At 67.0% G+C, this 13,956-nt stretch carries 13 protein-coding genes and 2 rRNA genes; all 15 read right to left on the reverse strand.

Going from position 1 to position 13,956, the window contains the following annotated elements; genetic code table 11:
* Positions 1-31: 31 nt before the first annotated feature.
* Positions 32-1,153, reverse strand: a complete 1,122-nt coding sequence (locus tag HY703_02415) for a protein arginine kinase (GenBank protein ID MBI4544032.1) — start codon at positions 1,151-1,153, stop codon at positions 32-34.
* Positions 1,150-1,647 (reverse strand): UvrB/UvrC motif-containing protein, encoded by a 498-nt coding sequence (locus HY703_02420; protein ID MBI4544033.1) that lies wholly within the window; start codon positions 1,645-1,647, stop codon positions 1,150-1,152. The genes HY703_02415 and HY703_02420 overlap by 4 nt, the downstream gene beginning before the upstream one ends.
* An 8-nt stretch (positions 1,648-1,655) precedes the next feature.
* The gene (locus tag HY703_02425) at positions 1,656-2,399 is read right to left on the reverse strand and encodes an ABC transporter ATP-binding protein (protein MBI4544034.1); all 744 of its coding nucleotides are present in this window, start codon (positions 2,397-2,399) and stop codon (positions 1,656-1,658) included.
* Positions 2,392-3,636, reverse strand: coding sequence for an ABC transporter permease (locus HY703_02430; protein ID MBI4544035.1), 1,245 nt, complete (start codon positions 3,634-3,636; stop codon positions 2,392-2,394). The genes HY703_02425 and HY703_02430 overlap by 8 nt, the downstream gene beginning before the upstream one ends.
* Before the next feature lie 81 nt (positions 3,637-3,717).
* A complete protein-coding gene (gene lysS / locus HY703_02435) occupies positions 3,718-5,253 on the reverse strand; it encodes a lysine--tRNA ligase (GenBank protein MBI4544036.1) in 1,536 nt (511 codons plus the stop codon).
* Between the two features lie 9 nt (positions 5,254-5,262).
* The gene (gene prfB / locus HY703_02440; GenBank protein MBI4544037.1) at positions 5,263-6,306 is read right to left on the reverse strand and encodes a peptide chain release factor 2; all 1,044 of its coding nucleotides are present in this window, start codon (positions 6,304-6,306) and stop codon (positions 5,263-5,265) included.
* Between the two features lie 177 nt (positions 6,307-6,483).
* Positions 6,484-6,921, reverse strand: a complete 438-nt coding sequence (locus tag HY703_02445) for a zinc-ribbon domain-containing protein (GenBank protein MBI4544038.1) — start codon at positions 6,919-6,921, stop codon at positions 6,484-6,486.
* Entirely contained in the window at positions 6,918-7,919 is a 1,002-nt protein-coding gene (locus tag HY703_02450) for a diguanylate cyclase (protein MBI4544039.1), read from the reverse strand. The genes HY703_02445 and HY703_02450 overlap by 4 nt, the downstream gene beginning before the upstream one ends.
* A gap of 81 nt (positions 7,920-8,000) precedes the next feature.
* Entirely contained in the window at positions 8,001-10,133 is a 2,133-nt protein-coding gene (rnr, locus tag HY703_02455) for a ribonuclease R (protein MBI4544040.1), read from the reverse strand.
* Positions 10,117-10,998, reverse strand: a complete 882-nt coding sequence (locus HY703_02460) for a hypothetical protein (GenBank protein ID MBI4544041.1) — start codon at positions 10,996-10,998, stop codon at positions 10,117-10,119. Before HY703_02460 ends, rnr begins: the two co-directional genes overlap by 17 nt.
* Before the next feature lie 7 nt (positions 10,999-11,005).
* Positions 11,006-11,851, reverse strand: coding sequence for a hypothetical protein (locus tag HY703_02465; GenBank protein MBI4544042.1), 846 nt, complete (start codon positions 11,849-11,851; stop codon positions 11,006-11,008).
* 205 nt (positions 11,852-12,056) lie between these two features.
* Complete coding sequence (locus HY703_02470) at positions 12,057-12,224, reverse strand: Trm112 family protein (protein MBI4544043.1); 168 nt, start codon at positions 12,222-12,224, stop codon at positions 12,057-12,059.
* A gap of 25 nt (positions 12,225-12,249) precedes the next feature.
* Positions 12,250-13,191 carry a GTPase Era gene (gene era / locus HY703_02475; GenBank protein ID MBI4544044.1) on the reverse strand — a complete coding sequence of 314 codons (942 nt, stop codon included), beginning with the start codon at positions 13,189-13,191 and terminating at the stop codon, positions 12,250-12,252.
* Between the two features lie 218 nt (positions 13,192-13,409).
* Positions 13,410-13,526: ribosomal RNA gene (gene rrf / locus HY703_02480) — 5S ribosomal RNA — on the reverse strand.
* 90 nt (positions 13,527-13,616) lie between these two features.
* Positions 13,617-13,956: ribosomal RNA gene (locus tag HY703_02485) — 23S ribosomal RNA — on the reverse strand; the annotation flags it as partial.

Raw genomic sequence — 13,956 nt, forward strand, 5'->3', positions numbered from 1 at the left:
CGCCGGAGACACCTGTCAACGGAACCGCCGTTCATCCCTCGCCTGCCTCCCCGGTCGCCTCCGTGTCCGCCGAGACCAGGCCCTCAGTGGCCAGGACGCGGCGCACATACGCTGCACGATGCAGATCGCTTTCTGCTTCCGACAGCGGGCGGCCCGCCGCCTGCTCGAGGTGGGCAGCCTGGGTGTAGACCATGATTTTGTTGAGCGTGTATACACTGAGCCCGGGGAGTAGTTTCATGCTGGCGCCCAGTCGAACCCCGCTCAGCAGGTTCATCACCTCCTCGAAGGAAAGGGCGCGCGCATAGCGCAAGAGGCCGTACGCTCGCCAGATCTTGTCCTCGATCACCCTGGGGGCGTCTCGCCGGAGGACATGGCGCGCCTGCAGCTCGTACTGGATGACCTGGCTGGCGATCTTCTGCAGGTGGTCGATCAGGTCCTCCTCGCTCTTACCCAGCGTGGTCTGGTTCGAGAGCTGGAAGAAGTTGCCTACCACCTCCGACCCCTCGCCGTACAGGCCGCGAAACGTGAGCCCAACCTGGCTGATCCCCTGCAGCACCCGCCCGATCTCCTTGGTCAGCACAAGCCCCGGCAGATGGATGAGGATCGATGCACGCAATCCCGTTCCTACATTGGTCGGGCAACTGGTCAGATAGCCGAACTCGTGGTGGTACGCCAGCGGCAGCTGGCGCCCCAGCTCCTCATCGAGGCGGTCCACCATCTCGTACGCCTCGCGCAACTGCAGGCCGGAGAGGATGCTCTGCAGGCGCAGATGGTCCTCCTCGTTGATCATCACCCCGATCACCTCTCGGCGACCGAGGAAGAGCCCGGTCCCTTGCCGCGGCTCCTCGGCGTTCGCTCCGGCCAGGTCCCGGGAAATCAAGTGCCGCTCGAGCAGGAGCTGCCGCGAGAGGTTGGCCAGCTTCGAGATCTCCAGGGCTACGCCGTCCCGCAAGCTGCTGGACCGCTCCGCCGCTTCGCGTACGCTGCGGAAGATCTCGATCCGCTCCGCGTCGCGCAGCCGGTTGCCGAACGCCTGCGCCTGGAGGTTCCGCGCCAGGCGCACACGCGTCGACCAGACGATGTCCGCATGCGGGCCGCTCGCCTCGAGCCACGCCAGACCAAAGTCGCCTGCAGCCGTAAAATCCACCATCACAGCCTGGCCTCTGCCTCCCGGATCTGATCCCGGAGCTGCGCCGCCCGCTCGAAATCCTCGCTCTCCACGGCCTTCTCCAGCTTCCGCTTCAGCCCCGCCAGCCGATGCTGCCGCTCTGCTTTCGTCGGGTCGGGCGGCAAGTAGACTTTCCCGACATGTTGCGTGCCACCGTGCAGGCGCCGCAAGAGACTGCGCAGATGCGGCTCGAACGTAACATAGCAGTGCGAGCAGCCGAAGCGGCCAGTCTTCTTGAAGTCCTCGAGCCGCAGGCCGCAGTAAGAGCAGGGGCCCGGCGCCGCCGCGGATTCCGCCGGCCCGCCCTTCCCCATCTGGGCCAGGAAGTCGGTGAGCGGGAAATTGGCCACGCTCACGCCCGGCTCCAACCCCTTTTCTGCCGCACACTTCTCGCACAGATGGAACGTGCTCATCTGGTTGTTCACGATTTGCGTGAGGTGCAGCACCGCTTCGTGCTTGCCGCAATGATCGCACAACATGATTCCAGCTAATCCGGCGGGTAGATGCTGCGGAGCCGTCCCTCCTTCAACAGCAGGATCCGGTCCGCCCGGTCGGCCAGCTCCCGGTTGTGCGTGGCCACCACCATGGCCACGCGATGCTCCGCTCTGAGTCGGAAGAAGAGGTCATGCAGCTGCTCACTCGTGTGCGTGTCCAGGTTCCCGCTGGGCTCGTCCGCGAGCAGGAGTAGCGGGCGGTTCGCCAGCGCGCGCGCCACCGCCACCCGCTGCTGCTCGCCGCCGCTCAGTTGCCAGGGCTTGTGGCCCAGCCGCTCGCCCAGGCCCACCTCCTCGAGCAACCCCCGCGCCCGGTGCTGCGCGACCGCGGCCGGCGCGCCGGCAATGAGCAAGGGCATCATGACGTTCTCGAGAGCACTGAACTCGCGCAACAGGTGGTGAAATTGGAAGACGAAGCCGATCCGCGCGTTGCGCGCCGCGGCCAGCTCGGGCTCGGCCAGCGAGGCCAGATCGCGGCCCCCCAACGTCACCCTGCCCGACGTGGGACGATCCAGCCCACCCAGCAGGTGCAGCAACGTGGACTTGCCCGCGCCACTCGCTCCCACGACCGCCACCGCCTCTGCTGGCGCGACGCGGATCTCTACCCCATCCAGCACGGTGAGTTCGCTGCCATCCTCTTCGATGTAAGTCTTGCGCAGCGCCTGCCCCTCGAGCACCGGCTCGGCCGGCGCCGCGGCCGCCTGCTCGCTCGGGATCGCGCCGGCCAGCTCATTCATGGCGGATCGCTTCCACGGGCATGAGCCGCGAAGCCTGGCGCGCCGGATAGATCGTGGCGGCGAACGCGATCAGCACACTCACCAGGAGAATCAACAACAGGTCCAGCGGGTTCAGCGCCACGGGCAGCGTATCGATGAAGTAGACGTCGCCGGGCAGGGTGATGAAGCGGTAGCGATCCAGCAGCCAGACCAGGGCGAGCCCTCCGCCCGCGCCGAGCACGGTGCCGATCAGCCCGATCGCCAGCCCCTGGAGCATGAACACGCGGAGCAGGCTCCCGTCCGTCATCCCCATGGACTTCAGAATGCCGATCTCCCGCGTCTTGTCCGTGACCACCATGATGAGCGTGCTGATGATATTGAACGCCGCGACCAGCACGATCAAGGAGAGGATCACCGCCATGGCCAGTTTCTCGAGCTTCAGCGCCGAGAACAGCGAGCGGTTCAGCGTCATCCAGTCGCTGGTCCAGTAGGGAAAGCCCAGCGCCGAATCGAGGCGGCCCGCGATGGCGTGCGCCGACCACGGCTCCACGACGTTTACGGCGATCCCGCCTACCCGGTCCGGGATGTCCAGGAACTGCTGCACCGCGCCCAGTTGCGCGTACATGTTCTGGGTGTCGTACTCGTACATTCCGGTGCTGAACGTCCCGCTCACCTCGAACTGCATCATGGCAGGCATGATGTCACCGAGCGGGCCGCGCCGGATCTTCTCGAACGATCCGATGGTGACCACATCGCCAGGCAGCACCCCGAGCTTGTCGGCCAGCCGCCGCCCCAGCAGGATACCGGGGTGCCCGCTGGCCGTGGGCTCGAACGCCAGCTCTCCTTTGCGCAGCCTCTCGTGGATCGCCGTGAGCGACCGGCCGCGCGAGCTCGGCTCGATACCGTACAGCGTGCCAAACTGGGCGTATTCGGCGTTCGGCGTAATGCCGACCTGGGTCATGATGAAGGGCTCTGCCGCCACTACGCCCGGTACGCTTGCCACCTTGTCCAGCACGTCCCGCCAGCGCGCCATGCGGAAGCCCTGGCCCTGCTCGAATACGTAGACGTGAGGGTTCACGCCCAGGATCTTCTCCTGCAGATCGCGCTGCAGCCCGGTCATGACGGCAATCACCGTGATCAGGGCCGTGACGCCGAGGGCGATCCCGCCGACCGCGATCAAGGTGATCAGCGAGAGGAACTTTCCCTTGCGGCGGGAGGCCAGATACCGTCGCGCGAGGTACCACTCGAGCCTACGCATCGGCCCCCTCTCCGGCCCGGCCCCGCGCACCAAGGGACGTCAGGCGCGGGCGCCCCCCACGGCAGCGGCCAAACGCCCGCATCACTCCGGCCTCATGGTCGGGAACAGAATCACGTCCCGGATCGATGACTGATCCGTGAGCAGCATCACGAGCCGGTCCACTCCGATCCCGACGCCGCCGGCGGGCGGCATCCCGTACTCCAGGGCGCGCACGTAGTCCTCGTCATACATCTGGGCCGCCTCGTCCCCTTGCTCCCGAAATCGGAGCTGCACCTCGAAGCGCTCGCGCTGGTCCAGCGGATCGTTCAGCTCGCTGAAGGCGTTGGCCACCTCGCGGCCCGCGATGATCAGCTCGAATCTCTCGACCAGCCGCGGATCGTCACGTTTCGGCTTGGCCAGTGGCGAGAGCTCCCTGGGGTAGTCGACGATGAATACCGGCTGCTCGAGGTGTGGTTCCACCAGCTCCCTGAACAGCTCGTCCGCCAGCTTGGCGGGGTTCATGGTCTCCGTTCCCTCGACGCCCAGTGACTGCGCCGCCTGCCGCAGCTCGGCATCGCTTACAGCAGCCACGTCCAGCCGGCCATACTCGCGCAACGCTTCCAGGAACCTCAGACGGCGGAACGGTCGGCGGAAGTCCAGAGTGATCCCCTGATAGATCACCGCCTCCGGGCGCCCGCCCGTTACCTCCGCGGCCACAAACCCCAGCAACTCTTCTACCAGCTCCATCATCTCCTGGTAGTCGGCAAACGCCTGGTAAAACTCGAGCATGGTGAACTCGGGGTTGTGCGTCCGGTCCATCCCCTCGTTCCGGAAATCCTTGCCGATCTCGTAGACTCGCTCGAGCCCGCCAACAATCAGTCGCTTGAGGTACAGCTCGTCGGCTATCCGCAGGTAGAGCGGCAGATCGAGCGCCCGATGGTGGGTGACGAAAGGTCGGGCGAATGCGCCGCCGTAGAGCGGCTGGAGCACCGGGGTTTCCACCTCGATGAACCCCCGATCATCCAGGAATCGCCGCAGCGCGCTGACGACGCGCGTGCGGGTGATGAAGACCTGTCGCACATCCGGGTTGACGGCCAGGTCCGCATAGCGCTGCCGATAGCGTTGCTCGAGGTCCGCAAGGCCGCTGAACACGCGGCGCTCCCCGGTCGCGGAATCGATGTCTTGCTTCCCCAGTGGCAGCGGGCGAAGCGACTTGGCCAGCAACTCGAAGGACTGCACGCGCACCGTCACCTCGCCCCTTCGGGTGCGGAACACCTGTCCCTCTATGCCGATCCAGTCTCCGATGTCCAGCAGTTCGAGCAGCCCGTACCGCTCCTCGCCCAGCTCGTTGACCCGGAAATAAAGCTGGATCCGGCCACTCCGGTCCGACAGGTCGGCAAAGGTGGTCCTGCCATGCAGCCGAAAAGAAAGGAGCCGGCCGCCCAACCGGACGGTCGGCCCGGGGGTGCTCACTTCACCCGGCGGCGTTCGCGCCTCACTCCCCTCGAATTCGGCTCGCGCCGCCTCCGCGCTATGGGTGACGGCGTAGCGGTATGCAAACGGGGCTACGCCCCGCCGCCGCAGCTCCGCCAGCTTGTTGTAGCGCGCTTCGATGACGTGGCCGCGGCGTTCCGCCATCCCCCCTCCTCATGCGAGTTGCGAGCCGAACTCCTTTAGATACGCCTCGATGAACGCATCCAGATCCCCGTCCATCACGCGCTGTACGTCTCCGACCTTGCGCTCCGTGCGGTGGTCCGTCACCAGAGTGTAGGGCTGGAAAACGTAGGACCGGATCTGGTTGCCCCAGGCGATCTCCGTTTTCTGCGCATCGGCCTTGCGCCGCTCTGCCTCGCGCCGCTCGACTTCCCGCTGGTACACCGCGGCTCGCAGCATTTTCAGCGCCGTGGCCTTGTTCTGGTGCTGACTCCGCTGGTTCTGGCAGGCGACCACAAGGCCCGTGGGCAGATGCGTGATCCGGACCGCCGAGCTGGTCTTGTTCACGTGCTGCCCGCCCGCGCCCGAGGCGCGGAAGGTGTCGATGCGGAGGTCCTTTTCCTCGATCTCGACTTCGATGTCGTCGTCGACCAGCGGATAGACGAATACGCTGGCAAAAGAGGTATGGCGTCGGCCCTGCGCGTCGAACGGCGAGATGCGAACCAGCCGGTGCACCCCTCTCTCCGCCTTCAGATAACCGTACGCATACTCGCCACGGATTTCCAGGGTCGCGCTCCTGATGCCTGCCTCTTCTCCAGGCTGCAAGTCGAGCATCTCGATTGCGAACCCCCGTCCGTCCGCCCAGCGCGTGTACATGCGCACCAGCATCTCCGCCCAGTCCTGCGATTCGGTGCCGCCCGCGCCGGGGTGAATCGTGAGCAGAGCATTACGCGCATCGTCTGGCCCGCGCAGCATGCTGCGCAGTTCGAACGTTGCGATCTCCTGCTCGAGATGCTGGAGCTCCGACTCCCACTCCGCGGTCAGGCCTGCATCCGCCTCCCCTTCCAACAGCTCGGCCAGTTCCTCGAGCTCTGCATATTTTGCGGAGAGCTGCACCCATGGCTGGACCCACCCCTTCAGCTCCTTGATCTCCGCGATCGCGCCGCGGGCCGCCAGGGCGTCATCCCAGAAGCCGGCCTCGGACATGCGCCCTTCCAGCACCTTCAGACGCTCGCGCTTCGACTCCAGGTCAAAGATAGCCTCCGAGCTCCTGGATCCGCGTGCGGGTCCGCTCCATTGTCGTTCTGTGTTCGTTGGTCATGCTGCCCCCTCTGCTAACGCGAGGGGCCGCCCCTTCGGACGGCCCCGCGAGACAAGACTCCTTGTGCAAAGATAACGCCATCCGGCCACCGCGGCAACCCGCATCTACCCTCCTCAAAACAGCTTCCGGCCCTTGGCCAGCACGGCATTCAGCGCGTCCCGGAAGTACGGCGTACGCTCGGCCAGGTCGGGGCCGACCTGGGCCACATACTCGTCCCAACTGCGCAGGATTTCCTCGCGAAAGTCGCTGCGCAGCGTGCCGGCGCCCAAGCTACGGTCGCGCCGCTGCGGATCGCGGGCAGCTATGTCGGATGCCAGCGCGCGCGCCAGGCGTTGCGCACGCGTGTGCGGGTCTTGCGCGCCGCCAAAGGCAGGGGCGGAGCTGGCGGCCGCGCGCTGCGACGCCGCACCGGTGTCGGCCCGGCCCCGCTCGCGCCGGCGCACGGGGAAAACTCCGCCACAACGCGAGCACCTCGCGCGCACCCCGGTGGGCGGCACCCGCTCCGGATCTACCCGGAAAAGGGCCCCACAATGCGGGCAGTAGAGGTTCACGGCTGCTCTGCGGCCCCCGTGGCGAGGCCATCTGCCACCACTCGGCCGCCCAGCACCACGACCCCGTCTTCCGAACGACGATCCACGGCGTACACTGAACCTGGCAGAGTCTTGGCGTACACCTTCATCTCGGTGGCCAGCTCGCTGACCTGAGCCGGGTGCGTGAACCGCCGGGATTCATTCGTGACCACCCCGATGGAGAGGCTCATGAGGGGGATCCGGAAGATCGTGCCCTGGCGATCCTTTCCCAGGAAGTAGCCCGCGTGGCGATCCACCTCGGTGTACTGGTAGGGGATCAGCTCGTCGAAGATGGCGATGCCCTCCTCGCAGCACACGCGCATCTGGGCCAGGGGCACGTTGAAGATGAAGTCATCGCCCCCAATGTGCCCCAGGAACCCCGTGGGCGCGTGCGCCCGCACGACGTCGCGCAGCATGCGTGAAAGCAGCAGAATCACCCGATCGCCTTCACTGTAGCCGTAGCGATCGTTGAATTCCTTGAAGTTGTCCAGATCTGCGTAGCAGACCGCAAACCCCTCTTTGCGACGCAGCCGCTCGGTGATATCCCGCTCGATCTGAGCCGTGCCCGGCAGGCGAGTGCTCGGGTGAACGCCCAGGTCGCGGTCCGCACGCTGCAGCGCCCGTTGGAGCCGCAGGAATTGCTCGTCCCGCCTCATGCTCGCCGTGAGCACCTCGTCCGCGCCGGCCGCGAGTGCCTCGAGGCCGAAGCCCTGCTCCCCGCGGGGCTCGAGCACGACCACCGGGACGATGGCGCTCAGGCTATCCTTCTTCAAGGCGCGGCAGAGGCCCAGAACCTCGCCGGTCGAGCCGGGACCCAGTACGATCCCCGCGAGCTGGGACCGGCTGGCCAGGTTCAGCACCTCGTGCGCCGAGCTCAGAGGCAGGATCCGGAGTCGCTGTTCTGCCGCCAGCTCGCGGAGGACCGAGGGGGCCCTGGCGCTGCGCGCCGCGTGGTAGACGAGGACGGCCGTGAAGGGCATGGCGGGAGAACGCCGGGATTGGGGGAAACGCGGCAAGCTAGCAGCGTTGCTGCCAGGTGTCAACGCGAAAGGCGCCCCGGCTCAACGAGATAAGCGCGCCGTGGCCGGCCGGGCATCAGCCAGCAGGAAATCGATCTTCCGCTCCTCGCGGTTCACTGCGGCCACCTGCACCCGGACAGGATCTCCCAACTGGAAGCGCCGGCGGCTCCGCTCGCCCAGCAGGGCGTACTGCTCTTCGAGGAACGCGTAGTAGTCGTCCTCCAGCGAGCTCACGTGCACCAACCCCTCGACGAAGAAGTCCGACAGCAAGACGAAGAAGCCGAAGGAGGTGACGCCGCTGATCGTCCCCTCGAACGTATCGCCCAGGTGGCGCTCCATGAACTCGACCTTCTTCAAATCCATGCTGTCCCGCTCCGCCTCGACCGCGATCCGCTCCCGCTCACTGGCCGTCTGCGCAATGCTCGCGAGCTTCTCTTCCAGCAGGTCAGCCTGGAGCGGTGCGTGGTCGATGAACGCGGCGGCCGCGAGCCGGTGCACCACCAGGTCCGGGTAGCGCCGGATCGGCGAGGTGAAATGCGTGTAGTGCTTTGCCGCCAGCCCGAAGTGCCCCGCGTTCAGATGGCTGTAGCGCGCTTGCTTCATGGAGCGAAGCACGACCGTGGAGAGCAGGTTCTCTTCCGGCCGGCCCTTGGCCGCGGCCAGCAGCCGCGCCACTTCCCGCGGACCCGCCTGAGCGCCGCGCGCCAACTGCAGCCCGAACGTGCCTACGAATTCCGCCAGCTGCTCGAGCCGGTCGGGGTCCGGAGATTCATGGATACGGTAGAGGAAGGGTAGCCTCGAGCTCGCCGCCTTGCGCGCCACCGTTTCATTGGCGAGTAGCATGAAGTCTTCGATCAGCCGATGGCTCTCCAGCCGGAGCACCCGCTGGATGTCCGTCGGCTCTCCCTGGGTGTTCAGGACCACGCGTGCCTCGGGCAGGTCGAAATCGAGGCTGCCGCGCGCCTCCCGGGCCGCGCGCAGCATGCGACCGATACGCAGCAGCTCACGGAGGGCCGCATCCGTGGCCGCATCCACGGAGGCCTCTCCGTCCAGCACGAGCTGCGCCTGCTCGTAGGACAGGCGGTGACGGCTCCGGATCACGCTGCGCACGAGCTGCGCGCGCCGCGGCCGGGCGTCGCCGTCCAGCTCGAGCAGCAGCGAGAGAGCCAGGCGGTCCTCGTCCGGGCGCAGCGAGCAGAGGTCGGAGGAGAGCGGCTCGGGCAGCATCGGAAGCACCCGATCAACTAGGTAGGTGCTCGTCCCGCGGCGCAGCGCCTCCGCATCCAACAGACTGCTCTCCCGGACGTAAAAGGCTACGTCCGCGATATGCACGCCCACTTCCCAGCGGTCTTCACCCAGCGGCCGGATCGAGAGGGCATCATCGTGATCCTTCGCATCCGCCGGGTCGATCGTGAAGACCAGCAGCTCCCGGAGGTCGAGGCGATCCGCGAGGTCCGGGGGCTGCATGCCGCGTTCCCGGATCCGCTCCGCCTCCGCTTCGACTTCCCTGGGAAACTCGAGCGGCAGCCCGTGATCGTGGATCACCGCCAGTACGTCGACGCCGGGCTCCCCCAGGCGTCCCAGCACCTGCTCGACTTCACCCGCTGGCCCCAGATGTTCGTCCCCCCAGTTCGTCACCTGGAGCACGACCACGTCGCCATCTACCGCGCCTCGCTCCTGGCCGGGCGGGACGAAGATGTCGCGGACCAGCTTCACGTCCTCGGGGACGACAAAGCCGAAGTTGCGGGCCGGATGATACACCCCCACCACCTTCTCACGGGCGCGTTCCAGGACCTTGATGATCCGGCCTTCCTGCCGCTGCCCGCGGCGCCACCGCTCCACCCGCGCCACCACGCGGTCGCCGTCCACCGCCGAGCCCAGCCCGGACGTGGGCACGAACAGGTCAGCCGCACCGTCCTCCGGTATCACGAAACCTGCGCCGCTCCGGATCGTCTGCAGCCGTCCGGTGAGGAGATTGATTTTCTCGGGTGCCGCATAGCGTTGCTGCCGCACGCGGTAGACGACGCCCTCGTCCTCGAGCCGGCCGAGCAGCGCGCGGAACTCGGCGTACTCCGAGGCCGCCACACCAAGCCCGCGGGCCAGCTCCTTTGATTTGAGGGGGCGACCGGCCCGAGTACGCAGGTACTCGACCACCCGGTCAGGGGATACGGGCAAGACTACCTCCCGGCCACGGCATCACCAACACCACGGTCCACCGCATGCCGTTTCTGTCGCGCTGGATGCCGCTCTCGATCTGGATCGGCGCGGCGGCGCCACGCGCACCCTTCAGCCGCGCGGCGACCAGGGCGTCGACCGCGCTGACAATGTGGTTTGCAAGGATCAGACCCAGCGTCCTGGTGGCATCCCGCAGCGCTTCATCGCTTTGCCGGATCAGCTCCCGGTAACTCTGCTGCTCGAGCCCGTTCTCGCCCCAGGCCCACGCGAACTCGGGGCTCGCCGCGCGCCCCTCATAATAGCGCAAGGCCTGCTCGTATTCCGGCGCATCCGTGGCCAGGCTATCCGCTCCCCGAAAGAACAGCGCGCGGGCCAGCTCCCAAACCTGCCCATTGAAGCTCCTGGCATCGGTCTCGGGCTGCGTCCCCGGGCGGCGCGGATCCAGGTCGAAGGCGCCGCTCGCAGCGAAACGCGTCAACGCCTCGTAATACTCGAACTCGCCATCGCGGCGCGGCCCGGCGCTGATACGCCGCGCTACCGACCAGGCCAGGTCCCGATACCGCTTTTCCTGCTCCCGCCCATCCGCCCGGCGATCCAGGTAGAGCAGCCACCCCCACCCTTCGAGCGCCGCGTATGGCACCCAGCGACCGAGGCCAAGCAGTGCCTGGCCGGCACCGGGCAGCAGGACAGAAGCAAGGAACGCACGGCCTGCCTCGGTCAGTGGCCCCTGGCTGTTCACCGGCTCCACCGTGGGCTTGATGGGCGAAAGGAAACGCGAAGCCCGGCCAGGCGCCTGCCCAGAGCAGGGCGTGGCCACTGCGACCAGCAGGATGGCCGTATGCAGGACATGCCGCAGACCGTGCACAGAGCGCTCAGAAACGGATGCCGAACGTGACCTGAAACGGTTCTCGATCAGGGTCGAGCGGCGACGCGGCAAACGACTTCGCCACGGCCAGGTCGAACCGCTTATGCTTGAGGCCAAGACCTACGGCCGGGCCCGTTTCCAGCCCCTCGCCGCCTCGATACCCCACGCGCAAGGCGACAACCTGACCCGCCATCAGCTCGAAAGCCAGCGAGCCAACCGGCGATCCGGGCTCCCGCAGCCGGTCCTCCACCTCCAGGACCGCCCACAGCGCAAGCGTGCTGTCCGGCCGGATGTGGCGCAGGACCTCGTACGCGGCGCCGAGATGCAGCCGAGCGGGCAACGGATCGGCCTGCAGCGCGTTCACCACCTGCAGCGCAAAGCCGAGATTCGTCACCGAGGCTCCGAGCTGAAGACCCTTGACCCAGCCGGGCCTGTACTGGAGGCCGAAATCGATGCCGTGCGTCGTGCCGACACCGTCCCGGCCGCTGCAGGAGCCGCGACAGTCGATGCGAAACTGGTACAGCTTGTAGTTCAGTCCGCCGGAGAAACCCGTGCCGATCCCCGTGGCGAAGGAGGCGACCAGCAGATGCTCTCGGGTCGAAATCTCTCCGGTCGGGAATCCCTGATCGTCCAGCGCTGGATCAACACCCCAGTCAATGAGTTGGTAGGAGACGCCCAGCGTGCCGATCAGGCGTGGTGTGAAGAGCAGAGAGAAGGCATTGGCGTCCGCCAGCAGGATCGTCGTCCCGTGGTGGACCACGAACTGGCCGGAGTCGAGGTCGGCCAGGCCGGCCGGGTTGGCAAAAACGGCGTCCGCCGAAGAAAGCGCCGTCAGCGCCCGCCCCAGCGCCACAGACCGCGCCCCAACCGGGAGCAACAGGATCCCGCAGCACTCGTGGGCGCTCGCCTCGATCCCGCCGCCCGCCGTCGGCGGGCTCCCGACATCCTGCGCGTCGGCGGCCGTCGGGCCAAGCAGCGCCAACCAAACCAGCAGCGAGATCCTCGCGGCACTCGCCCACCAGGATGCGGTAACACCGCCGGGATTCGGGCGAGACGGCTCAGAGGGGCTTCGCCTCATCGATGAGCATGATCGGAATGTCCTCCCGGACCTCGTAACGGAGCCGGCAGACGTGGCAGATCAGCTCATCCTCGTCGGGCCGATACTCCAGGTCTCCCTTGCACTTGGGGCAGACCAGGATCTCAAGCAGCTCATTGTCCAGCATCATCCACTCTCCCCCTCCCGGCACCGTGTCAGACTTCGCCCTGCGGCGTCCGGGTAGGAACCGGGTAGCCTAGATACCGCAATGCACTCGGTTTGTGCCGCCAGCGAGGCAGCGGCTTGACCCACAGATCCAGATAAATCCTGCGGCTCAGGAACTCCTCGATCTTGCGGCGCGCCCGCTGACCTAACTTCCTGATTCCCGTACCCTGCCGGCCGATCACGATGGCCTTCTGGCTCGGCCGCTCCACGAAGATCGTGGCCCGAACGTACAGGGGATCGCTCGCCTCCCGGAATTCCTCGATCCGCACCACCGTCGAATAGGGGATTTCCTCCTCGTACTCCTCGAAGATCGTCTCGCGCACCAGCTCGGCCACGAAGAAACGCACCGGCTGCACGGCGACTTCGTCCGGCGGGTAGAGGAAGGGTGAGGCAGGGAGCGCCTCGATCAGCGCCCGACGCAACTCCGCCAAGCCGTCCCCACGCGCTGCCGAGACCAGGAACGCCTCCCTGCCCAGCTCGCGGCGCCCCCAATCGAGCAGCCGCCCCACGGCCTCCGGCCTCGCGGCATCCACCTTGTTGATGGCCAGCAGCAACGGGGAACGGCGACGCAGCAACTCCAACGTGCGGGGGTCCGGCAGGGTGTCTTCCGGGCGCAGTGCGTCTAGCAGGAGCAGCACCACGTCCGACTCCTGCGCCGCCGCCAGCGCGGCCTGCACCATGGACTCTTGCAGCAGGTACTGCGGTTCGAGCAGCCCAGGCGTGTCGACAAAGACGAGCTGGGCGGCCTCGTCGCTGTAGAGGCCCATCACGCGCTCGCGCGTCGTCTGCGCTCGCGGCGTGACAATGCTCAGCTTCTCTCCCGTCAAACCATTCAGCAGTGTGGACTTGCCGACGTTCGGCCGCCCCACCAGCGCGACGTAACCTGCGCGAGTCGATCCTGCCCCCTCGGCTCGCCCCGGCGCCTCCGACATGGCGGCCAATGTAAATCCGGCAGCCGCACCCAGCAAGCAACGAGAGACAAAGAGACACGGGCACGCGGAGCCGCGCGGACGCAGAGGCGCGAGCACGCAGGGAAACGGCCTTAGGTGCGTGCGCTGCGTGGCCGCGTCGCTGCGTCTCACCATTCGAGCGCCGGAAGCACGAAACCCCCGATCCTCGAGTGAGGACCGGGGGTTCGCGTCAGAGAATAGGCCGGCAGCGACGTACTCTCCCACCCGGTCTCCCGGGCAGTACCATCCGCGCGGCGGGGCTTAACTTCCGTGTTCGGGATGGGAACGGGTGTGGCCCCCGCGCCATGGCCGCCGGCCACCGCTTCTGGCCTTAAGGAAAAACAGAATGTTGGGGGAGGCGAGCGCGCTTCGGCTAGCGGGAGGTGAGGCCGGCCACTGAGGAATTCTGGCCAAGCCGCTCGGGCGATTAGTACGGCTCGGCTGAGGCGGTTGCCCGCCTTGCACCTGCCGCCTATCCACGTCCTAGTCTCGAACGGCCCTTCTGTCCGGCACTCAGTCGCCTGAGTGCCGGAGGGAGCGCTGGTCTTGGGGGAGGCTTCCCGCTTAGATGCTTTCAGCGGTTCTCCCGTCCCGACGTGGCTACCCGGCACTGCCCTGGGCAGGACAGCCGGCACACCAGAGGTCGGTCCATCCCGGTCCTCTCGTACTGGGGACGGCTCCCCGCAGCGCTCCTGCGCCCGCGACGGATACAGACCGAACTGTCTCACGACGTTCTAAACCCAGCTC

This window comes from Gemmatimonadota bacterium (assembly GCA_016209965.1).
Taxonomy (GTDB): Bacteria; Gemmatimonadota; Gemmatimonadetes; order Longimicrobiales; family RSA9; genus JACQVE01.